We start from the raw sequence: 21,993 nt of genomic DNA, 5'->3' as shown, positions 1-21,993 counted from the left end.
CTGCGCGACCAGGTTGATCGCCTCGGTCGTTCCCCGGACGAAGACGATGCTCCCGCCGCGGTGCGCCGGGCCGCCGCCCGCCGGCTGCTCGGGCAGCTCGCGACGGACGGGGTCGCGCTGGTCGTACTCGGTGCGGGACGGGTCGTACTCGGGGCGCGCGGAGTCGTAGTCCGGGCGCGCGGAGTCGTAATCCCCGCGCGGGCCGTCGTACTCGCTCCGCGGGGAGTCGTACTCGCCGCGCTGCTGCTCGTACGACGGCCGGTCCATGCCCTGCGAGCGATAGTCCGCGGACGGCGAGCCGTAGGCGTCCTGGGACGACGGGGACGCGTACGGGTCCCGCTCGGGGAAGCCGAGCCGGGGCTGCTGCCAGCTGTACTCGTCCTGGGTGGGGCGCGGCCAGGTGCCGGGCTCGCGGCGCTGGTACTCGGAGGGGTAGGCCGGGCGTACGACGGGAAGCTGGTCGGGGCGGGACTGATGCTCGGTCGGCGGCTGCTCGGCGCCGCGGTGACGGCCGTAGCCCTCGTACGACCGATCCTCGTACGACCGTTCCTCGTAGGACCGTTCCTCGTAGGACGGGCCGGAGGGCAGCTCCGGCTCTTCGTAGCGCGGCTTGGGTGCCTGCTGCACCGGCGCCGCGGGGGCCGGCGGCTCGCCCGCGGAGTCGTCCACGGTGATCGCGATACGGATCGGGCGGCCGCACTCGCGGCTCAGCGTCTCGCTGACGATCGGCGCGAGGCGGCCTTCCAGTACGCCCTTCGCGAATTCGTTCGGTACGGCGAGCAGGGCGGTGTCCGCGACCAGCGCAAGCGGCTGGCAGCGCCGGATCCAGTGCTCGTCCTTCGCCTCGACACCCTGTCCGCGGCCCTCTCCGAGGAGCTGTTCCAGTACTCGCGGCCACACTGCGGCAAGATCGGCGGGTACGTCAGCCACAGGGCACGCTCTCTCACAGGTCCCACGAACGTGTGATCGCGGGACGGGTCGGGGTGTACTTCGGGTGTTCGGTGGGTCAAACCCGCCGGGGCGGGGGACAAAAGAACGAATCGGAGTTCAGCCACGGTAGTCAGCCCGGCGGGTGCGGTTCAAGTTGTTGTCCCCAGCCTGTGGATAGTGTCTCTCCGTGACCCTCGGTTTGACCGGATGGCGTAGCCCCGCGTACCGTAACCAGGTCGAGTTGTCGATGGCTGCTGCCGCCTGCCTCCGATGGGCACAGGTCACGTCAGGTGATCGGGAAGCGGTGCACTCGGGCGTGACGCGAGCTACTCGTGGGCGCACGGTGACAGCCAGGACGGCACCCGCCACCACCGATTAATTTCTGGAGCCCCCGAGTGAGCAAGCGCACCTTCCAGCCGAACAACCGTCGTCGCGCGAAGACCCACGGCTTCCGGCTGCGTATGCGCACCCGTGCCGGCCGCGCGATTCTCGCGTCCCGCCGTAGCAAGGGTCGCGCCCGCCTGTCCGCCTGATTCCGATCAGGTCATGACATCGTGCTGCCTACCGAGAACCGGCTGAGGCGGCGCGAGGACTTCGCGACCGCGGTTCGACGAGGACGCCGGGCAGGACGCCCGACTCTCGTCGTCCACCTTCGTAGCGGTGCCACGGACCCGCACGCGCCTGGGGAGAGCGCTCCCCCGACGCGTGCGGGTTTCGTCGTGAGCAAGGCCGTGGGTGGCGCGGTCGTGCGCAACAAAGTGAAGCGCAGACTGCGTCATCTGATGCGTGACCGAGTCGTCCTGTTTCCCCCCGGTAGCCTGGTAGTCGTACGAGCGCTGCCCGGAGCAGGCGACGCCGACCACGCACAGCTGGCCCGAGACCTGGATGCCGCTCTTCAGCGGCTGCTGGGAGGGGGCACGCGATGAAGTACCCGCTGCTGGCTCTGATCAAGCTGTACCAGTGGACGATCAGTCCACTGCTGGGGCCGGTGTGCAAGTACTACCCGTCGTGCTCCCACTACGGCTACACGGCCATCGACCGGCACGGTGCGATCAAGGGAACGGCACTCACCGCCTGGCGCATCCTCCGGTGCAATCCGTGGTCGCTGGGCGGTGTGGACCATGTTCCTCCGCGCAAGCGCCCCCGGTGGCACGAAATGCTGCGCAACGCTTGGCGCGCACGCAAGGGCGGGCCCTCCGCCGCCGAACCGGCCACCGAAGCGAGGCCCGGGAATCCTTCTTCCGAGCCTCCTCCGAGCCCGGCCGCAGAGACCTCGTCCCATGTCCAAGGAGCATGATTAGTGGACACGATTGCCAGCCTCTTCAGCTTCATCACGACACCTGTCTCATGGGTCATCGTCCAGTTCCACTCGGTGTACGGCGCGATCTTCGGCCCTAACACCGGGTGGGCCTGGGGCCTGTCCATCGTGTCCCTGGTGATCCTGATCCGCATCTGCCTGATCCCGCTCTTCGTGAAGCAGATCAAGTCGACCCGCGCGATGCAGACGCTCCAGCCGGAGATGAAGAAGATCCAGGAGCGCTACAAGAACGACCGGCAGCGCCAGTCCGAAGAGATGATGAAGCTGTACAAGGAGACGGGCACCAACCCGCTCTCCTCGTGCCTTCCCATCCTGGCGCAGTCCCCGTTCTTCTTCGCCCTGTACCACGTGCTGAACGGCATCGCGACGGGCAAGACGATCGGCGTCATCAACGAGCCGCTGCTCGCCAGTGCCCGTAAGGCGCACATCTTCGGGGCCCCGCTGGCCGCGAAGTTCATGGACAGCTCGGACAAGGTCGCGGCGCTCGGCGCCACGCTGACCGATGTCCGGGTCGTGACGGCGATCATGATCGTCCTGATGTCGTTCTCGCAGTTCTACACGCAGCGCCAGCTGATGACGAAGAACGTCGACACGACGGTGAAGACGCCGTTCATGCAGCAGCAGAAGATGCTGATGTACGTCTTCCCGGTGATGTTCGCCGTCTTCGGTATCAACTTCCCGGTCGGTGTCCTCGTCTACTGGCTGACCACCAACGTGTGGACCATGGGCCAGCAGATGTACGTCATCCGCAACAACCCGACCCCGGGTTCCAAGGCACAGGCCGCCTACCTGGAGCGCCTGACCAAGCACGTCACGCACGCCGGCAAGGTGCGCCGCCGCAGCGAGAAGACCATCGTCAAGGCGATCGTCGCCAAGGGCCGCGACCGCAACGAGTTCGAGCGCAAGTTCATCAACGCCCTGAACAAGGCCGGCTTCGCCGCTCAGGCCGACGGCACCGTGGTGATGAGCACGGCGCAGGCCGCGGCACAGACCGAGGGCGGCGCGGAGACCACCGTGGCGACCGGCGCCGGTACCACGGCCCGGCGTCAGCAGCCCAAGCGCCAGTCCAAGTCCCAGCGTCAGTCCGGCGGGCCCAAGCAGGCCGGTGGGTCCACCTCGCTGGAGAAGTCCGACGAGCCGCAGGACGCCAAGCCCGCCGATGCCCCGCAGGCCTCGAAGCCCGGCTCCGGCACCCGTAGCAAGGCCCAGTCAGGCCAGCGCAAGGGTGGCCCGCAGCGGCCCAAGTCCCCGTCCAAGAAGTAAGAAGGAGCCCATCCCGTGACGGAAGGCACCACCTCCGCCGCTGCCGAGGGTGCAGACACCCTCTCCCGCCTGGAGCAGGAGGGTGAGATCGCGGCGGACTACCTGGAGGGTCTGCTGGACATCGCCGACCTCGACGGCGATATCGACATGGACGTCGAGGCCGACCGCGCCTCCGTGTCGATCATCAGTGACGCCGGCAGCCGCGACCTGCAGAAGCTGGTCGGCCGGGACGGCGAGGTGCTGGAGGCACTGCAGGAGCTGACGCGCCTGGCGGTCCACCGGGAGACCGGTGACCGCAGCCGGCTGATGCTGGACATCGCGGGTTACCGGGCCAAGAAGCGCGCCGAGCTGTCCGAGATCGGTGCCAAGGCCGCCTCCGAGGTCAAGAACACCGGTGAGCCCGTCAAGCTCAAGCCGATGAGCCCGTTCGAGCGCAAGGTCGTGCACGACGCGGTCAAGGCCGCCGGACTGCGCAGCGAGTCCGAGGGCGAGGAGCCGCAGCGCTTCGTCGTCGTGCTGCCCGCCTGATCGGCCCCACGTTTCACCGGCCCCGTCTGTTGAGCAGACGGGGCCGAACTTTGTCAGCCTGGTAGTTCTGGTGGCCGGTGCGCGAAGCGCCGGTGCTGTACGGAAGGACGGTCCCCGTGACGGAGGCAGCGGAGCTTCCCCCCGCGCCCGAACAGGCGCGGGAAGTGTTTGGTGATCGCTTCGCCGATGCGGTCCGCTACGCGGAGCTGCTCGCCGAGGCGGGCGTGCAGCGTGGCCTGATCGGCCCGCGGGAGGTGCCCCGCCTGTGGGAGCGGCATCTGCTGAACTGCGCGGTTCTCTCCGAGGCCGTCCCCGAGGGAGTGACGGTCTGCGATGTCGGCTCCGGCGCCGGGCTGCCCGGCATCCCGCTGGCCCTGGTCCGGGACGACCTGAACATCACCCTGTTGGAGCCGCTCCTGCGGCGTACCAACTTCCTCACCGAGGTCGTCGAGCTGCTCGGCCTGGATCACGTCACCGTGGTGCGGGGCCGAGCGGAGGAGGTCCTGGGCAAGCTGGCGCCGGTCCATGTGGTCACCGCCCGGGCCGTGGCTCCGCTGGACCGTCTGGCCGCCTGGGGCATTCCGCTGCTGCGCCCCTACGGCGAGATGCTCGCACTCAAGGGGGACACCGCCGAGGAGGAGCTGAAGGCCGCGGCCACCGCGCTCAGCAAGCTCGGCGCGGTGGAGACGTCCATCCTGCATGTGGGTGAGGGAGTGGTGGATCCGCCGTCCACTGTCGTGCGGGTTGAGGTCGGCGAGAGCCCCGGCGGTGTGCGCTTCGCGGCGAAGCGGGCGAAGGCGGCTCGGACCGGCCGTGCCCGCCGGCGTCGCTGAAGCGCCTCTGATCCGTCCTGACGACGAGACGTACTCCACACAAGCTGCCAAACCTACGCAGGTCGGAGTGTCGCGAAGGCTCGCTCGCCGCCGCTGTGCATCGTGTTTCACGTGAAACGTCGCTCACTGCTGCACGGCATCATCAGTCGGGGCCGCGCTGCGGCCGAACCTCGCGACCGCAAGCCCCTCGGTTCCCTGGGAGAGGATCCCGTCTCCCAGGGAACTCCATCCCTCTCCAGGGGCACGGAGTTGTCCACAGAGGTGGATTTCTCCACAGAACACCAGGCCTCACTGGTTCACGACCCCGAAGGCATGGGAGGCTCTGTTCATTGCGAGCCTGAAGTCGAGGAGAGTGAATCCTTGCGGTCCGACGCCAACATCGCGGGACCGATGACCGATCCGGTCCCCGGTCCCCGTACCGAGTCGATGGGGGCGGATGTTTCACGTGAAACACCGCCTCCGATGGACGACACTCCCATCGGTCGTGCGGCCCAACTGGCGGTAGAGGCTCTGGGCCGCGCCGGCGAAGGTCTGCCACGGCCGGAGCAGACCCGAGTCATCGTGGTCGCCAACCAGAAGGGCGGGGTGGGCAAGACGACGACGACCGTCAATCTTGCCGCTTCGCTGGCTCTGCACGGCGCCCGTGTCCTGGTGGTCGACCTCGACCCGCAGGGCAACGCGTCCACCGCCCTCGGGATCGACCACCACGCCGAAGTTCCTTCCATCTACGACGTGTTGGTGGAGAGCAAGCCTCTCGCCGAGGTCGTCCAGCCGGTGCCGGACGTGGAAGGTCTTTTCTGCGCCCCCGCCACCATCGATCTCGCCGGTGCGGAGATCGAGTTGGTGTCCCTGGTGGCCCGTGAGAGCCGACTCCAGCGGGCGATTCAGGCGTACGAACAGCCGTTGGACTACATCCTCATCGACTGTCCGCCGTCCCTCGGCCTGCTGACGGTCAATGCTCTGGTGGCGGGCGAGGAAGTCCTCATCCCGATCCAGTGCGAGTACTACGCACTCGAGGGCCTGGGCCAGCTGCTGCGCAACGTCGACCTGGTGCGGGGGCACCTCAACCCCACGCTGCATGTGTCGACCATTCTGCTCACCATGTACGACGGCCGGACGCGTCTCGCCTCCCAGGTCGCGGAAGAGGTGCGCACCCACTTCGGTGACGAGGTGCTGAGGACGAGCATTCCCCGCTCGGTCCGTATCTCCGAGGCGCCGAGTTACGGGCAGACGGTACTGACTTACGATCCTGGATCGAGCGGTGCCCTCTCGTATCTTGAGGCGGCCCGAGAAATCGCGCTGAAGGGCATCGGCATCAGCTATGACGCGAGCCAGGCCCATATCGGCGCCCAGAACGACCCGAGCATGGTGGAGGGGATCCAGTGAGCGAGCGACGAAGGGGGCTGGGCCGTGGTCTTGGCGCACTGATCCCCGCTGCCCCGACGGAGAAGAACCCGGCTCCGGCCGCGTTGGGAGGCGGAGCCTCCGCCTCCCCTACGGCGGTCCCGGTGCTGACGACCGACCGTGGGGTGGCCGCGGCGAAGGTGGCCACGCTGCCGCCTGTTTCACATGAAACCGAGGAGCCCCCGGCAAGCCCGGTCATGGAGACGCCGGCTCCTCCGATGGGCGCGCACTTCGCCGAGATCCCTCTCGACGCGATCTCGCCCAATCCGCGTCAGCCGCGTGATGTCTTCGACGAGGACGCGCTCCAGGAGCTGGTCACCTCCATCAAGGAGGTTGGTCTTCTGCAGCCCGTCGTCGTACGGCAGCTGGGGCCCGCCCGCTATGAGCTGATCATGGGTGAGCGCCGCTGGCGGGCCTGCCGGGAGGCCGGCCTGGAGGCCATCCCGGCGATCGTCCGGGCCACGGAGGACGAGAAGCTCCTCCTGGATGCGCTGCTGGAGAACCTGCACCGCGCACAGCTGAACCCGCTGGAGGAGGCGGCCGCCTACGACCAGCTGCTGAAGGACTTCAACTGCACGCACGACCAGCTGGCCGACCGGATCGGGCGCTCCCGGCCCCAGGTCTCCAACACGCTGCGTCTGCTGAAGCTCTCGCCGACGGTCCAGAAGCGGGTCGCCGCAGGAGTCCTCTCCGCCGGTCACGCCCGGGCGCTGTTGTCCGTGACGGACTCCGAGGAGCAGGACCGGCTGGCTCACCGCATCGTGGCCGAGGGGCTGTCGGTGCGAGCCGTCGAGGAGATCGTGACCCTCATGGGCTCGCGGCCTCAGAAGCCCCAGCGTCCCAAGGGACCGCGCGCCGGCTCCCGGCTCTCCCCGGCGCTGAACGACCTGGCGACCCGCCTGTCGGACCGCTTCGAGACCCGGGTGAAGGTCGACCTCGGCCAGAAGAAGGGCAAGATCACCGTCGAGTTCGCCTCCGTGGACGATCTCCAGCGGATCCTGAGCACCCTTGCCCCCGGCGAGGGACCGGTGCTGCACCAGGAACTCGAGCAGCACGAGATGGAGGATCAGGACGACTGATCCCGGCCCGAGCCACTCGGTCGTGCAGGCAGTGGGCCGTGTCCGGTGTGTACCGGAACACGGCCCGCTCTTTGCTTTGAGTCGGTATCGAGCGAATCGCTTCGTGGATACGATGCGAACGGGTATGGCACATCCACCGGACAGCATCTGCATCTCTGAGTGGGGAGTCGGGGGCCATGCGATCAATGAGCCGCACCGGACTGGTGAGCGCGGGTCTGAGCCTTGGAGCGGTCGGCGGGTTCGTCGGCAGCTTGCTCAGGGAACGGAGCGCGCTGACAGCCGCTCGTGATGCGGCGGGCGAAGGAAGCGAGGAACAGCCTTCATGGGGCGTCGGCTCGTGCCGCTCACGCTGGACAACCTTCAGGATCTCCCCCCACGCTGTCGCTCGTGCGTCTTCTGGGAGCTGGACCCCGTCAGCGGAGAAGCAGCGGTAAGGGCGGGCACCTCCGCGCCGGAGAAGGAGGCCTGGATCTCCGCCGTCCTGCTGGACTGGGGGTCGTGCGGCCGGGTGGTGTACGTCGATGACATGCCGGTGGGCTTCGTGCTCTATGCCCCTCCGGCGTATGTCCCCCGCTCGACGGCCTTCCCCACCAGTCCCGTCTCCCCGGACGCCGTCCAGCTGATGACGGCGTTCATCATGCCCGGCTATCAGGGCCAGGGGCTGGGCCGGGTGCTGGTGCAGACGGTCGCCAAGGATTTGCTGCGTCGAGGCTTCAAGGCGATCGAGGCCTTCGGTGACGCCCGCTGGAAGGAGCCCGCCTGCCTGTTGCCGGCGGACCATCTGCTGGCCGTGGGCTTCAAGACGGTGCGACAGCATCCCACGCATCCCCGGCTGCGGCTGGAGTTGCGGTCGACGCTCTCCTGGAAGGAAGACGTGGAGATGGCGCTCGACCGGCTGCTCGGAGCGGTCCAGAAGGAACCGGCGCTGAGGCCGCTGTAGCCGGCTGCGCGGCAGAGGGGCATAAGCGAATGGGCCAACCCTTGGGGGTTGGCCCATTCGTGTTTCACGTGAAACGTCACTCAGCGATGAACTCTTCGAGGTCACGCACGATAGCGGCCTTCGGCTTGGCACCGACGATGGTCTTGGCAACCTCGCCGCCCTGGTAGACGTTCAGGGTCGGGATGGACATGACGCCGTACTTGGCGGCCGTACCCGGGTTCTCGTCGATGTTCAGCTTGACGATCTCGATCTTGTCGCCGTACTCGGCGGCGATCGCTTCGAGGGACGGGGCGATCTGGCGGCACGGACCGCACCAGGCAGCCCAGAAGTCCACCAGGACGGGCTTGTCGTTCTTCAGGACGTCCTGCTCGAAGGAGTCGTCGGTCACGTTCTTCAGGTCGGCCACAGCGGGCTCCTTAACTTGATCGTGCGGTGGGGCGGGGAGGGGAAGGTCAGACGGTGGCGGTCTTCTCGGGCTCAGCCTTGTCCTCGTCCGCGAGAGCGGAGAGGAAGCGCTCGGCGTCCAGAGCGGCGGAGCAGCCGGTGCCGGCCGCGGTGATCGCCTGGCGGTAGGTGTGGTCCACCACATCACCGGCGGCGAAGACACCGGTCAGATTGGTACGGGTGGACGGGGAGGCGACCTTCAGGTAGCCCTCCTCGTCCAGGTCCAGCTGGCCCTTGAACAGCTCGGTGCGCGGGTCGTGGCCGATCGCGATGAACAGACCGGTCACGGGCAGCTCCGACAGCTCGCCGGTCTTGACGTTGCGCAGCTTCAGACCGGAGAGCTTCTGCTCGCCCTGGACTTCTGCGACCTCGCTGTCCCATACGAACTTGATCTTCGGGTCCCCGAAGGCCCGCTCCTGCATCGCCTTGGAGGCACGCAGGGTGTCCCGGCGGTGGACGATCGTCACGGACTTGGCGAACCGCGAGAGGAAGGTGGCCTCCTCCATCGCGGTGTCACCACCGCCGATCACGGCGATGTCCTGGTCCTTGAAGAAGAACCCGTCACAGGTCGCACACCAGGAGACACCGCGGCCGGAGAGGGCGTCCTCGTTCGGCAGGCCCAGCTTGCGGTGCTGGGAGCCGGTGGTCACGATGACGGCCTTCGCCTTGTGGACTGTGCCGGCGGTGTCGGTGACGGTCTTGATCTCACCGGCGAGGTCCACGGTGACGACGTCGTCCGGGATGAGCTCGGCACCGAAGCGCTCGGCCTGCGCCCGCATGTTGTCCATGAGCTCGGGGCCCATGATGCCGTCGCGGAAGCCCGGGAAGTTCTCCACCTCGGTGGTGTTCATCAGCGCGCCACCGGCGGTGACGGCGCCTTCGAACACCAGGGGCTTCAGGGACGCGCGCGCGGTGTAGAGCGCCGCCGTGTAGCCTGCGGGCCCGGAGCCGATGATGATCACGTTACGGACGTCGCTCACGGCTTGTTTCCTCGTCTCTGGTCTGCGTCAGTCGACCGGTGGGAGTTCGTTTCCGAACTCTCACCCCACCCAACGGATCCTAAGGGGCGCGCATTCCCACTGTGTCGGGGCACACGCATACCGGGCGGGGGTGACTGACGGAGTGCTGCAGCAGACTCAGGACCGGACGAAAGAATGCTTCAGGAGCACAGTGCCGGCAGTGCCGGATTGCTGGCCGATGCAGGCCGCGTCCACGACGTAGGCCGTGACGCGCTTGCTGTCGTCGGGGTCCGGTAGGACGACCAGGTAGGCGCTCTTCCCGCCGTAGGTGCCGGTCTTCGCGGCCAGGGTCTGATCACTCCGGGGGATGGCCCGACGGACACAGTTGGGAACGGGGATCTCCGTCTGGAGCAGGGTGTTCGCGCTCTCGGTGCCCTGGGGGGTGTTCTGGTCGCCGGTGATCCCGGATCGTGGGTGCTGGCTGTCGTGGCCGCGCTGTGTGGCCTTCTTCGAGGCGAGGAGATCGTGCACCTGGTTCTGGACGCTGGTGCCGGAGAACGCGCTGATGGACGGGCTCGGCGTGCCGTGAGCCGTCGTGGTGGAGCCACCGCCGGTGAGCGACTGGATGACCAGGGTCCCGGCTCCCAGGACGGCGGCGGTGAGCACCGTTCCGAGTACGACGGTCCTGCGGCGCCGCCCGCGTCCGCTCTTCTTCCGCCCGGGTCCGGTCGTCGCCTGAGGGCGTCCGGCAGGGCGATCGGCCGGGGCCGACGTTTCACGTGAAACATGTCCCGCGGTGTCTTCCCTCGCAGCGCTGAGGATCGCCTCGGCAGCGAGGGCGGCATCGATGCGAGCGGCCACGTCGGTCGGCATGGGCTCTGTTTCCGGCACCGACCCCAGCAGCCCCCGGATCTCCTCCAGCGAGGCATGGACATCGGCGCACAGCTCACACGTCTCCAGATGGCGCCGTACGTCCGCGCTCCGATCCGGAGGAAGAAGACCTTCGGTGAGGTCGGAGATCTCCGCGACGTCCGGGTGCCCGGCCGTGTCTGTCGTCGAAGTCACGCTCGCCCACCTCCGCCCTTCACTGCGGCTGAATCGCTCGGTCCCGTGTCTTCGGGGCTTCCGCTGGGAGACCCCGTTGCCGGTGGGACGGATGTCCCCTGCATCCGGTTCCGTCCCGAGCCGGGTTCTTTTCCGTCTCCGGAACCTTCGGGCCGCAGATGCGTGAGCAGAGGCAGCAGCCGGGCTCTGCCCCGGGCGCACCGGCTCTTCACTGTGCCTGTCGGTACCTCGAGGATCCGGGCGGCCTCGGCCACGGGATACCCCTGCATATCGACGAGGACCAGGGCGGCCCGCTGGTCGTGCGGGAGCGTGCCGAGCGCTTCGAGGAGCTGGCGGTGCACATCGTTCCGCTCAGCCGGTGCCGCAGCAGACTCATGCGGCTCCAGCAGCTGCTCCAGCCGCTCGGTGTCGTCGACCGGAGCGGTCTTCCGCGAGGCCGCCTTGCGGGCACGGTCCAGGCAGGCGTTCACCGTGATCCGGTGCAGCCACGTCGTGACAGCCGACTGGCCTCGGAAGGTATGGGCAGCCCGGTAGGCCGACACCAGGGCGTCCTGGACCGCGTCGGCGGCCTCCTCGCGGTCCCCCAGCGTCCGCAGCGCGACCGCCCAGAGCCGATCCCGATGCCGCCGCACAATCTCACCGAAGGCATCGGGGTCGCCTTCCACATGGCGGGCGAGCAGATCCCTGTCGCTCACTCCGTCGTATCCGGCGCCGTCCGCCATCTGCCCCCTCCGCTCCGGGTGAGACGTCAGCCCGTGAACTGCACTTCGCCGATGGCCTGCTTGTAGCCGGGGCCTGAGTACAGGGCGGAGTCATACCCCGAGTACGGCACGGCGGTCAGCCAGAGCAGGACATACCGCGTCTTCACGGACTTGGTGACCTTCACGGTAGCGGTCTTGTCCGTGGTGGTGACCGTCCCGATCCGTTCCATCGAGTCCAGCGACGACGGTGTCAGCGAGTCGGCCGCGTACAGCTCGATCGTCGTGTGGTCACTGCCATAGCGCATGTCGAGGGTGGCAGCGCTGAGTTTCTTGGCCGAGCCGAGGTCGTAGACGATGCCGACGCCCGGCTTGAGCGGCGCGATGGCCGGGCCGTTGGTGAAGCTCTTCGTCCGCCAGTACGTCGAGGTGTTGCCGTCGTAGGTGTTCCGCACGTCGCCCGGGTGCTGGGCGTCTCCCGTGGCGACGAACTCCTGACTGCCCTCGATCTTTATCGGCTTCGGCTTGGGCTTCTCGGCACCCTTGTCGCCGTCGCCCGTCTGCTGGCTCTTGTTGGTGTCCTCGGACTTGCCGCCCAGCAGGGCGTCCGCCAGCTGCCAGCTGCCCAGGCCGAGGGCGGCGATGAGGAGGGCGGAGACCGCCCACTTCAGCGCCTTGCCGGTGCGGCTCTGGAGCGGGGGCGGCGGGGTCGCCATCGGCTGGGTGGCGCCGTGGTGCGGCGCCGGGCGGCCGTAGGTGCCCTGCTGGTAGGTCGTGCGCTGGTACTCCGGTGGGGCCGTGAACGCCGGCTCCGGCGGGCGGATGCGCGGCATCTCGCCGATCGCCTTCACCAGCTCCTCCGGCGTGGTGCACGGAGCCTCATGGCGGGAGGCGGTGGCCCCGTCGTTGGCGAGGGCGCGCATGGCCAGTTCGGACAGGCCCCGGTGGACTCCGGCCCGCACCTGGTCCGGCGCGATGAGGCCGACGCCCTTGGGTAGCCCGGGCAGGCCGTACGCGTCGCTCTCGTACGGCCAGCGCTGGGTCAGCGCCGCGTACAGCAGGGCACCGATCGCCTCGGTGTCGGTGCGCTGCGGGGTGTCGGAGCTGATGCCGCGCAGCGCGGCGTTCACGGCGAGGCCGCGGATGCGCCATTGGCCGGTGGAGGCGCGCAGGACGGCGTTCGGGTTCAGCCGGAGATGGGCGAGGCCCTCGCGGTGCGCGGCGGCCATGGCGGAGGCCACCTGACTGGCCATCTGGTAGGCGTCGTGCGGCTCCAGCGGACCGGGGGCGAGGAGAGTGGTCAGTTCGGTGGCGTCGGGCAGCCACTCGTGTACGACGTAGACGAGGTCGTTCTCCTCGACGGCGTCGAGGACCTGGACGAAACGGGGATCGCCGAGCAGTGCGGAGGAACGGGCGGCAGCCAGGACGGAACGGGCCCGCGTGTGGTCCGCGGGAAGGATATGGACGCCGACGGCTCGACGGAGTTTCTCGTCGACCGCACGCCAACTGCTGAATCCGTCCAGACGGGTGACGCACTCCTCCAGCCGGTAGCGTCTGGCGAGCTTGTGACCGCTGTGCAGTTCGGGAGGCGACGCCTTCTTGCCGGGACCATCGGTCCCGCCGCTCCCCTGTGCCTCGTCGCTGTCCGTGTCCCGCTCCGGGTTCTTGGCCACCCCGTCGGCCGTGGACTGGTCCGCCTTGGCGGTCAGCGGCTGCTCACCGCTGTTGTCTGCCACGTCGACGGCAGCCGTGCTCCGTTCCGCCACCGTCGTCCCTGCCTCCCCATCCGTTGCACGCTGTCCGACGCCGAAACCAATTGTGCCCACAGTCCGCCGCTATGCACGACACGCGACGGCGGACGATGGTTGTGCGCCTACCCCGGCCTCACCGGCCCAGACGCCCGCGGACCATGCCCACGAGCGAGTTGAGTTCCTCGATGCGCATCCGGCGGGCGGCGACGAAGAAGATGCCGAGCAGCACGGCACCGCCGGCGAGCAGCGCGGCGAGGGAGCCGACGACGCCCTGGCCGAGAGTGTGCCCGATGCCGTAGCAGGCCGCGCCGCTGAGCAGGGCCGCCGGCACCGATGCGATGCACAGGCGCGCGTACGTCCGGACCACCCGGGCGCCGTCCAGGTCGCCGCCGAGCCGCTTGCGCAACCGCCGCCAGGCGACGCCCACGCCGATCGCGTAGGCCAGGCCGTACGCGGCCGCCATGCCTGCGACGGCCCAGCGGGCGGGCAGCAGGAAGTAGCAGAGCCCCGAGGCGCCCGCGTTGACGGCGGCGACGATGACGGTGTTGTAGAAGGGCGTGCGGGTGTCTTCGTAGGCGTAGAAGGCACGCAGGACGACGTACTGGACCGAGTACGGGATCAGGCCGAGGCCGAAGGCCATCAGCATGTAGCCCATGTTGATGGCCGAGTCGGTGCCCGCGGAGCCGAAGATCAACGTGCACATCGGAATGCCGAGGGCGAGGAAGCCGAAGGCGATCGGGACGATGGCGACCGCGGTGGTGCGCAGGCCCTGGGAGATGTCGTCGCGCACTGCGCCGGCGTCGCCCTCGGCGGCCGAGCGCGAGATGCGCGGCAGCAGGGCGGCCATCAGGGAGACCGTGATGATGGCCTGCGGCAGGCCCCAGATCAGCTGGGCGTTGGCGTAGGCCGCGAAGCCGGTGCCCTTGATGCCGGAGTCCTCGCCGGCCGCGGTGGACAGCTGGGTGACGACCATGGCGCCCGCCTGGTTGGCGAGGACGAACAGGACCGTCCACTTGGCGAGCATCGCGGCCTTGCCCAGGCCGTGGCCCCTCCAGTCGAAGCGCAGGCGGATCCGGAATCCGGTCTCCCGCAGGTACGGGATCATCGCGAGGGCCTGGACGACCAGACCGAGCAGTACGCCCACACCGAGCAGGCGCTGGCCCTCCGGCGGGATGTTCGTGACGGTCAGGCCGGAGTGCGAGGCGGTGCCGTAGACCCAGATGAACGCGCCGAGCGACACGATGATGACGATGTTGTTCAGGACCGGAGTCCACATCATCGCGCCGAACTTTCCGCGCGCGTTGAGGATCTGCCCCATCACCACATGGATGCCCATGAAGAAGATCGAGGGCAGGAAGTAGCGCGTGAAGGTGACCGCCACGTCGTTGGCGGCCGGGTTGCCGGCGATGGTGGGCGACAGCGCCCGCACCAGGAGTGGCGCGGCGAACATCGCGAGGCCGGTGAGCGCGGCCAGCGCCACCATGACGAGGGTCAGCAACCGGTTGGCGAACGCCTCGCCGCCGTCCTCGTCCTCCTTCATGGACCGCACCAGCTGCGGCACGAAGACGGAGTTGAGCCCGCCGCCGACGGTGAGGATGTAGATCATCGTCGGCAGCTGGTAGGCCACCTGGAAGGAGTCGGCGAGGAACCCGAGGCCGAGCGCTGCGGCGATCAGTGCGGAGCGGATGAAGCCGGTCAGCCGGGAGACCATCGTGCCCGCCGCCATCACGGCGCTGGACTTCAGCAGCCCGGCCGCCTTGCCGCCCTTCTTCGCGGGCGCGGCGGAGGCTGCGGCAGCCGCTGTCGCTGTCGCCTCGGGTGCCGTGTCCGTGCGCGGAGCGGCGGGATCCGGCGCCGCGGCCGGAGCGGGCACCGGTGGCTGCGCGGGGCTGCCCGGGGCGGCCGGATAGGAGGCCTCGGCGTACGGGTTGCCCTGCTGCGGGCCCGGTCCCTGCGCCGGCGGGTACTGGCCGGCAGGACCGTACGCGGGCCCCGGGGCGGTGACGGGCCGGGAGTAGCCCGGCGGGTCCATGGGCGCCTGCCCACCGCTCTGCTGCTGGTCCTTGAGCAGGTGCGCGAAGGCGTCCGGCTCGTGGTACTCCTCGCCGGAGTGCGTGACCAGGTCGTCCACGCCCACGTACTGGGTCGTGCGCGGGTCGTCGCCGTACGGCAGGTACGGGGCCGCACCCTCCGGCTCCGGCGCCGGCGTCTGCGCCCACACACGGGGGTCGGGTGCGTACGGGGACTGGGCGGGCGGGCCGTACAGCGGCTGCTGCTGCTCGTAGCCGCCCGCAGGGGGCGGCGGGTGCGCGGCGCGGTCGTAGAGGGCCTCGGCGACCGGGTCCTGGGCGGTGAGGTCGTGTGCCCGGTAGGGGTCCTGGTCGTAGGCGTCCTGGAGGTACATGTCCGCCGCTTGCTGCGGCGGCGCCTGGCCGGGCTCGGGCGACGGCTCGGGGTAGCCCGAGCCGGCCGCGCCCTGGCCGCGGTCACCGTCGTACGGCGCGTTCATGCTTACCCCACCTCATCGTCCCTGGCCCACAGGCCGCGACATCGCTCAACGGTCCACTCTCTCACCCGTCCCGGACGGGTCGGTGCTTTCCGGTGCGGTGTCCGGTGCAGGGTCACTCGCGTGCTCCGGGTCGTCTGCCCCGGAGGGAGAGCCTGATTCCTCCGGTTCTTCCGGCTCCTCCGGGAGACGGTCTGCGGGTGCGTCGGGGTTCCCGGGCTCGTCGGCGGCCCCCTCCGCGGCGCCGGGGCCGTCGTCCTCCGCCTGACGGGCCGCAGCGCGCTTGCGCTGGGTGTACATCCGGAATCCGGCGAGGACGAGAAGGAGCACGCCGCCGCCGATGACCAGCATCACGGTGGGCGTGATCTCGGTGACCTTCACGTCGAAGGTGACGGCGTCGCCGTACCTCTGGCCGTCCTCGGTGTACAGCTGGGCGATCACCGTGACCCGGCCGTTGGCGTTGGCCGAGGTGGTGAACTTCACGGACTGGCTGTGTCCGCCGGAGATCTCCACCCGCTGCTCGGAGTAGGCCTTGCCGCCGATCTTCAGTCGGGTCGGCATGGTCGAGGTGAGGCGCAGGACCAGATGGCCGACGGGCTGGACCAGGTTGTTCTGGACGGTCACCGGGATGGTGGCGCTGCGGCCGGAGAGCTTGGTCTCCGACTTGTCGATCAGCTTGACCTGGTCGGCCAGCTCGTCGAGCCACCGCTCGACACCGTCCCGGTAGGTCTCGGCCGCCGCGCTCCTGCCGCGCCACGACGTGGACATCTCACGGTTTATGGCCCGCCCGAACGGCGTGACGACACGGGACTGGTCGGACAGGATCACCTGGAAGCTGCCCAGCTTGTCCTGGGTGCGCGCGATCTGCTCGAAGGCCGTCCGCGGCAGTTCCCGAGAGCGCAGCGAGGAGGGGTAGGCGGACCCCGACGGGATACGCGTGGTCGCGTTCGGGTCGGGCTTGTCCTTCGCCGCGGCGCCGAGATCCTGGGACTGGGCCCAGTTCCCGCCCTGGAGAGCCTTCAGCGCCGCCGCCATCGCCTGTGCCTGGCTCGCCGTGGGCATCCGCTGCGGGGCGACGACGATGCTGCGCTGCTTGTCCGTCTGCGCGTTCACCTCGAGGCTCTGCGCCAGGAACTCCTGCACGGCGAGCGTGGCCGAGTCGGCCTTCGTCAGATCGCCCTCGAAGGCCGTGGACAGCCGGGCGTCGGAGACCACCGCCGTGGTGCCACCGCCGACCGGACGGGCGGCGGAGGGCGTGTACGGCAGCCCGGCGGTCTCCTGGAGGCTGTCGCTGCGGGCGATCACACGGTCGGCGCCGGCGGAGGTCGCGACCTTCATGATCGCCGGGTCCACGGCGCCCTCCACCGGCCAGGCGAAGTCGGTGCTGGGTGTGACCTGGAGCACGGTCTTGACGGTGGTGGTGGCGACGTCGGTGGCGTCCTTGAGATGGCTGAGCGAGCCGGTAACGCTGGTGCCGTTGTGCGCGAGGGACGCCAGATCCGGATCACCGAAGGGCAGCGCGACGACCTCCTTGCCCGCCACGGCCTTCTGCAGGTTCGCCAGCCACTGCTTGGCGATCGCCTGGTTCTCCTTCGGACCGGGCGTGCTGGTGGTCCCGTCGCCCGGCAGCCGGTAGTTGCCCGTGGCCATCGCGTCCACCGAGGCCAGCAGGTCGGGGTCGATCACCCAGGTGACGTCGAGGTCCTTGCCCAGGTCCACCATCTGGTCCAGCCGGCCTCCCGGCGCGAGCTCCTTGGCCAGGCCGTCGTCGAGGAACACCGGCGTCTGGAGCTCGCCGGCGCCCGTCTTGGCCGTCATGTGGACCTTGGAGATCAGCGGCCACAGGTACGTCGTCTTCGTCTTGGTGTCGGCCTCGGACGACTGCCACGGCAGGAACGTCCGCTGGATGCCGAGCACCTGGTCCCAGGGCTGCGCGGCGGTCTGGCCGGAGAGGGAGACACCGAACTCGTAGACGCCGTCGTCGCCGAGGTCGAGCTTGTCCACCGGGACGGAGATGCTGAAGTGCTCCGCCACCCCCGGCGACAGCTTGGCGAACTTCTCCACGTACTTGCCGCCGACCTCGGAGCCGGTGCCGTCCTGCAGGTCGTCGGAGTGCTGGGCGACCGTGTCGATCGCCGAGCGGGTGTCCAGCATGGGCCCCACCCGCAGGCCCACGTGGGCGCCGGTGACGGCTTGCTTGCCGTTGTTGGTCACCGTGCCGGACACGGTCAGCGTGTCCCCGTCCGTGGGGGCGCTGGGAGTCAGCGAGTCCAGGGCGACGGACACCGGGTCCGAGGAGGCGGCCTGGGCGGGCGCCGCGGCGGGCAGCTGGAGCAGCCCGGCCAGCAGAGGCGCACCGGCGAGCAGCGCGCCGGTGCGCCGCAGCCACCGGCGGGCAGGTGAGGCAGGGGTCCCCTGGAAGTCAGCCGCCTCGGCCACGCGCTCGCCCGTCCCTCGTCGTCGTCAGTGGTCGTCGGAATGTGCGTCCACGCATGGTAACGATGCGCGCTGAGGGGAAGTGCCGCGGTCTCCGTCACAAGATCGAGAATCATCGGCGACCTGTCCTCTATATCCAGTATCGAGGGGAGAGCTTCCGTACGCCGCAAGAGCGGCGCTTGCGGCGGATATACCGACAGCTGTCCGTGGCCCCGCCCACCGGGCCGTCCCGCGATCTCCACCCGGCCGCCCCTGGACGAAATGGAGGCCACCCCTGGTCGCCGGGGCACGTACCCTCTTCTGTTGTGCCGAACCCGAACGAAGACACTCCCTCTGCCCTGAGCCAGGCGCAGCAGCGCGCGGTCGCCGAGCTGCTGCGGGTGGCCCCCGTCGCCGACGATCTCGCCCGCCGATTCCAGGAGGCCGGGTTCTCCCTGGCCCTGGTCGGCGGATCGGTGCGCGACGCGCTGCTCGGCCGGCTCGGCAACGACCTGGACTTCACGACCGACGCCCGCCCCGAGGACGTACTGAAGATCGTCCGTCCCTGGGCGGACGCCGTCTGGGAGGTCGGCATCGCCTTCGGCACGGTCGGCGCGCAGAAGGACGCCCGTGTCGGAGACACCGATTGGCGCTTTCAGATCGAGATCACCACCTACCGGTCGGAGGCCTACGACCGCACCTCGCGCAAGCCCGAGGTGTCGTACGGCGACTCCATCGAGGAGGATCTGGTCCGCCGGGACTTCACGGTCAACGCGATGGCCGTGGCGCTGCCGGAGAAGGAGTTCATCGACCCGCACGACGGGCTCAGGGACCTCGCGGCCCAGGTGCTGCGGACACCGGGTACGCCCGAGGAGTCGTTCTCGGACGATCCGCTGCGGATGATGCGGGCCGCCAGGTTCGCCGCCCAGCTGGACTTCGAGGTCGCCCCCGAGGTCGTCACCGCCATGACGGATATGGCCGGACGCATCGAGATCGTCTCGGCCGAGCGGGTCCGGGACGAGCTGAACAAGCTGATCCTCTCCGCACACCCACGCAAGGGGCTGAGCCTGCTCGTCGGCACCGGGCTCGCCGGTCATGTGATGCCGGAGCTGCCGGCGCTGCGCCTGGAGCGCGACGAGCACCACCGGCACAAAGATGTCTACGAGCACACGCTGATCGTCCTGGAGCAGGCGATGGAGCTGGAGCAGGACGGACCCGATCTCACACTCCGGCTGGCCGCGCTGCTGCACGACATCGGCAAGCCGCGCACCCGCCGCTTCGAGAAGGACGGCCGGGTCTCCTTCCACCACCACGAGGTGGTCGGCGCCAAGATGACCAAGAAGCGCATGACCGCCTTGAAGTACTCCAACGAGTTGGTGAAGGACGTCTCACGGCTGGTCGAGCTTCACCTGCGCTTCCATGGCTACGGCACCGGGGAGTGGACCGACTCGGCGGTGCGCCGCTACGTCCGTGACGCGGGCCCGCTGCTGGATCGCCTGCACAAGCTGACCCGCTCGGACTGCACCACCCGCAACAAGCGCAAGGCGGCAGCGCTGTCCCGGGCCTACGACGGCCTGGAGGAGCGCATCGCCGAGCTCAAGGACCAGGAGGAGCTGGACGCGATCCGCCCGGACCTCGACGGCAACCAGATCATGGAGATCCTGGGTGTCGGTCCCGGCCCTGTCGTCGGCCAGGCGTACAAGCACATGCTGGAGCTGCGTCTGGAGAACGGCCCGATGGAGCATGACGCTGCGGTGACGGCTCTCAAGGAGTGGTGGGCCGGGCAGAGCTGATCTCTGCTGCGTCGGCACCGGCGGTGTTTCACGTGAAACATCCCGTCTGAGCCTGGGACGCCGAGGGGCGATGTTTCACGTGAAACATCGCCCCTCGGTACGTTCAAGTGCTACTTGTTCTTGCCCAGGCAGAGGACGAAGGAGTCGCTGCCTTCCTTCCATGTGACGGCAGCGGTCGTTCCCGAGACCCCCTGGCAGGCGAGCATGGCGAGGCTGGTGCCGTTGTCCTTCTTGAGCACCTTGTAGTCCGCCTTGGGGTCGCTGCAGTCCAGCTGCTTGATATCAGGGTTGTCGTTGCTTCCCTTGTTCGTCAGGCAGTCGCCGACAGCCAGCTTCTTGGCGTCGTCTTCGTGGTTGAAATACCAGCCGCCGACTATGACGATGGCGCCGACGATGGCGGCGACTGTGCGCAGCTTCTGCCTGGCGCTGCGCTTCGGCCGCTGAGGAGGCACCGGTGCATACGGTGCCGGGCCCTGCTGGGGGAACCCGGGCTGACCCGGCTGCTGCGGGTAGCCGCCCTGGGGCGGGTACGGGGCCTGGGGCTGGCCGTACGGCTGCTGGCCCTGTGCGAATGGATTCTGGCCCTGGGGCGGCGGAGTCGTCACTTCGGGGTCCCCCTAGGAGAGTTGGTGAGCGGCGCACATAAGTGGCGCGTAAGACGCACGTAAGTTACCGGGCTCCACTGACACTCCTGTAACCGAGGGCGACTCTGTGGCTTTCATGTGACACTCACGGGTCTTCAAAGCGGGCCATAGCACCAGCAACCGCTCCGTAGATGACGGCGAGTGTGACGACCAGCGTCGCCGAGCGGCCGTCCGGCGGCAGCATCAAGGCGGCCACCGCGGCGGCACCGACGAAGGCCATGTTGAACAGGACGTCGTAGACGGAGAAGACCCGCCCACGGAAGCCGTCGTCCACCAAGGACTGCACGATCGTGTCGGTCGCGATCTTCGCGCCCTGGGTGGTCAGGCCCAGGACGAAGGTAGCGACCAGCATGGGGCCGACGGCGAACGGGAGTCCGAGGGCGGGCTCCAGGACCGCGGCCGTCACGGCGCACACGACGATCCAGCGGCCCCGGCCGAGCCGTCCCGCACCCCAGGGCGTCACCACGGCCGCGGCGAAGAAGCCGGCGGCCGACGTGGCCAACGCCAGTCCCAGCAGGCGCAGTCCGGCGTCCGTGTTCGAGGCGAAGGCGTAGCGGCACAGCATCAGCAACATGACCAGCAGGGCGCCGTAGCAGAAGCGCATCAGCGTCATGGTGACGAGGGCGAAGGCGGCCTCCCTGCGTGGCGGTGCGGCGAGGTGACGTACGGCTGCCACCAGGTCGCGGGCGGTGCCGGTGAGTGCCGTCGCCAGGCGGGGCTGGATCAACTCGGGGTCCGGCCCCAGTTGCCCGGGCGTGAAGCTCAAGGACGCGAGTGCCGCGCACAGGTACAGGATGGCGCCCAGCACCACCACCGCGGCGTCGGAGTCCGCCACCACCAGCCGTACGACGAAGGCGAGCCCGCCGCCCGCGCTCGCGGCGAGCGTACCGGCGGTCGGCGAGAGGGAGTTGGCCATCACGAGGCGCTCGTCGTCGACCACGCGCGGGAGCGCGGCGGACAGGCCCGCGAGGACGAAACGGTTGACGGCGGTGACGCTCAGCGCGGAAACGTAGAAGAGCCAGTCCGGGACCTTGGCGACGATCAGCACGGCCGTCGCCGATGCCATCAGAGCGCGCAGCAGGTTGCCGTACAGGAAGACCTGCCGGCGCCGCCAGCGGTCCAGCAGGACGCCCGCGAACGGGCCGACCAGCGAATAGGGGAGCAGCAGGACCGCCATCGCCGAGGCGATCGCGGTGGCCGAGGTCTGTTGCTCCGGGGAGAAGACGACGTACGCGGCGAGCGCGACCTGGTAGACGCCGTCGGCACCCTGGGAGAGGAGGCGTACGGCGAGCAGGCGCCGGAAGTTCCGCAGGCGCAGCAGGACGCGCAGGTCACGGACGACGGGCATGGGGCACAGCCTCACATATGCGGAGGGTCCCCGGGTCGTGAAACCCGGGGACCCTCACAGCCCTGGCAGGAGCGT

Annotated in this window: 19 protein-coding genes and 1 pseudogene; 10 read left to right on the top strand and 10 right to left on the bottom strand. The window is 69.1% G+C overall.

Annotated elements, in window-relative coordinates:
* Positions 1–930, bottom strand: a pseudogene (locus ACWC0C_RS19100) (chromosomal replication initiator protein DnaA); the annotation flags it as partial.
* A gap of 395 nt (positions 931–1,325) precedes the next feature.
* On the opposite strand from ACWC0C_RS19100, the gene rpmH reads away from it, so the two are divergent.
* From rpmH to ACWC0C_RS19055, 9 genes are all read left to right on the top strand, one after another.
* Entirely contained in the window at positions 1,326–1,463 is a 138-nt protein-coding gene (gene rpmH, locus ACWC0C_RS19095) for a 50S ribosomal protein L34 (RefSeq protein ID WP_003956500.1), read from the top strand.
* Positions 1,464–1,484: 21 nt separating this feature from the next.
* Complete coding sequence (rnpA, locus tag ACWC0C_RS19090) at positions 1,485–1,856, top strand: ribonuclease P protein component (protein WP_450864926.1); 372 nt, start codon at positions 1,485–1,487, stop codon at positions 1,854–1,856.
* Positions 1,853–2,227, top strand: coding sequence for a membrane protein insertion efficiency factor YidD (gene yidD / locus ACWC0C_RS19085; protein ID WP_450864925.1), 375 nt, complete (start codon positions 1,853–1,855; stop codon positions 2,225–2,227). Before rnpA ends, yidD begins: the two co-directional genes overlap by 4 nt.
* A 3-nt stretch (positions 2,228–2,230) precedes the next feature.
* Positions 2,231–3,511 carry a membrane protein insertase YidC gene (gene yidC, locus ACWC0C_RS19080; RefSeq protein WP_450864924.1) on the top strand — a complete coding sequence of 427 codons (1,281 nt, stop codon included), beginning with the start codon at positions 2,231–2,233 and terminating at the stop codon, positions 3,509–3,511.
* 15 nt (positions 3,512–3,526) lie between these two features.
* A complete protein-coding gene (locus ACWC0C_RS19075; RefSeq protein ID WP_449195019.1) occupies positions 3,527–4,039 on the top strand; it encodes a Jag family protein in 513 nt (170 codons plus the stop codon).
* Positions 4,040–4,155: 116 nt separating this feature from the next.
* Positions 4,156–4,872 (top strand): 16S rRNA (guanine(527)-N(7))-methyltransferase RsmG, encoded by a 717-nt coding sequence (gene rsmG / locus ACWC0C_RS19070; protein WP_449195020.1) that lies wholly within the window; start codon positions 4,156–4,158, stop codon positions 4,870–4,872.
* Positions 4,873–5,184: 312 nt separating this feature from the next.
* Positions 5,185–6,258, top strand: coding sequence for a ParA family protein (locus tag ACWC0C_RS19065; RefSeq protein ID WP_450864933.1), 1,074 nt, complete (start codon positions 5,185–5,187; stop codon positions 6,256–6,258).
* Positions 6,255–7,355 carry a ParB/RepB/Spo0J family partition protein gene (locus ACWC0C_RS19060; protein ID WP_450864923.1) on the top strand — a complete coding sequence of 367 codons (1,101 nt, stop codon included), beginning with the start codon at positions 6,255–6,257 and terminating at the stop codon, positions 7,353–7,355. Before ACWC0C_RS19065 ends, ACWC0C_RS19060 begins: the two co-directional genes overlap by 4 nt.
* 322 nt (positions 7,356–7,677) lie before the next feature.
* The gene (locus tag ACWC0C_RS19055) at positions 7,678–8,295 is read left to right on the top strand and encodes a GNAT family N-acetyltransferase (RefSeq protein WP_449195022.1); all 618 of its coding nucleotides are present in this window, start codon (positions 7,678–7,680) and stop codon (positions 8,293–8,295) included.
* A gap of 76 nt (positions 8,296–8,371) precedes the next feature.
* On the opposite strand, the gene trxA is transcribed toward ACWC0C_RS19055, so the two are convergent.
* The 7 genes from trxA to ACWC0C_RS19020 all read right to left on the bottom strand — a co-directional run bounded on the left by trxA (position 8,372) and on the right by ACWC0C_RS19020 (position 18,157).
* Complete coding sequence (trxA, locus tag ACWC0C_RS19050) at positions 8,372–8,701, bottom strand: thioredoxin (RefSeq protein WP_449195023.1); 330 nt, start codon at positions 8,699–8,701, stop codon at positions 8,372–8,374.
* 46 nt (positions 8,702–8,747) lie between these two features.
* Positions 8,748–9,719 carry a thioredoxin-disulfide reductase gene (gene trxB / locus ACWC0C_RS19045; RefSeq protein ID WP_449195024.1) on the bottom strand — a complete coding sequence of 324 codons (972 nt, stop codon included), beginning with the start codon at positions 9,717–9,719 and terminating at the stop codon, positions 8,748–8,750.
* A 156-nt stretch (positions 9,720–9,875) separates the two neighbouring features.
* Positions 9,876–10,763, bottom strand: coding sequence for an anti-sigma factor family protein (locus tag ACWC0C_RS19040; RefSeq protein ID WP_450864922.1), 888 nt, complete (start codon positions 10,761–10,763; stop codon positions 9,876–9,878).
* On the bottom strand, positions 10,760–11,485 hold the full coding sequence (sigM, locus tag ACWC0C_RS19035) for an RNA polymerase sigma factor SigM (protein WP_449195026.1): 726 nt from the start codon (positions 11,483–11,485) through the stop codon (positions 10,760–10,762). Before sigM ends, ACWC0C_RS19040 begins: the two co-directional genes overlap by 4 nt.
* Before the next feature lie 26 nt (positions 11,486–11,511).
* Complete coding sequence (locus tag ACWC0C_RS19030; RefSeq protein WP_450864921.1) at positions 11,512–13,227, bottom strand: protein kinase family protein; 1,716 nt, start codon at positions 13,225–13,227, stop codon at positions 11,512–11,514.
* 118 nt (positions 13,228–13,345) lie between these two features.
* The gene (gene murJ / locus ACWC0C_RS19025; protein WP_450864920.1) at positions 13,346–15,721 is read right to left on the bottom strand and encodes a murein biosynthesis integral membrane protein MurJ; all 2,376 of its coding nucleotides are present in this window, start codon (positions 15,719–15,721) and stop codon (positions 13,346–13,348) included.
* 45 nt (positions 15,722–15,766) lie between these two features.
* The gene (locus ACWC0C_RS19020; protein WP_450864919.1) at positions 15,767–18,157 is read right to left on the bottom strand and encodes a DUF6049 family protein; all 2,391 of its coding nucleotides are present in this window, start codon (positions 18,155–18,157) and stop codon (positions 15,767–15,769) included.
* Between the two features lie 302 nt (positions 18,158–18,459).
* Between ACWC0C_RS19020 and ACWC0C_RS19015 the strand changes: the two genes are divergently transcribed.
* The gene (locus tag ACWC0C_RS19015) at positions 18,460–19,926 is read left to right on the top strand and encodes a CCA tRNA nucleotidyltransferase (RefSeq protein ID WP_450864918.1); all 1,467 of its coding nucleotides are present in this window, start codon (positions 18,460–18,462) and stop codon (positions 19,924–19,926) included.
* Between the two features lie 110 nt (positions 19,927–20,036).
* Here ACWC0C_RS19015 and ACWC0C_RS19010 read toward each other — a convergent pair whose 3' ends face one another.
* Together ACWC0C_RS19010 and ACWC0C_RS19005 are read right to left on the bottom strand one after the other, a co-directional pair.
* Positions 20,037–20,531 carry an LppU/SCO3897 family protein gene (locus ACWC0C_RS19010; RefSeq protein ID WP_450864917.1) on the bottom strand — a complete coding sequence of 165 codons (495 nt, stop codon included), beginning with the start codon at positions 20,529–20,531 and terminating at the stop codon, positions 20,037–20,039.
* A 124-nt stretch (positions 20,532–20,655) separates the two neighbouring features.
* Entirely contained in the window at positions 20,656–21,918 is a 1,263-nt protein-coding gene (locus ACWC0C_RS19005; protein ID WP_449195032.1) for an MFS transporter, read from the bottom strand.
* Positions 21,919–21,993: the final 75 nt, after the last annotated feature.

This window comes from Streptomyces sp. NPDC001709 (assembly GCF_053596375.1).
Note: the sequence above shows the minus strand (reverse complement) of the source record. Positions and strands in the feature narration are given on the sequence as shown.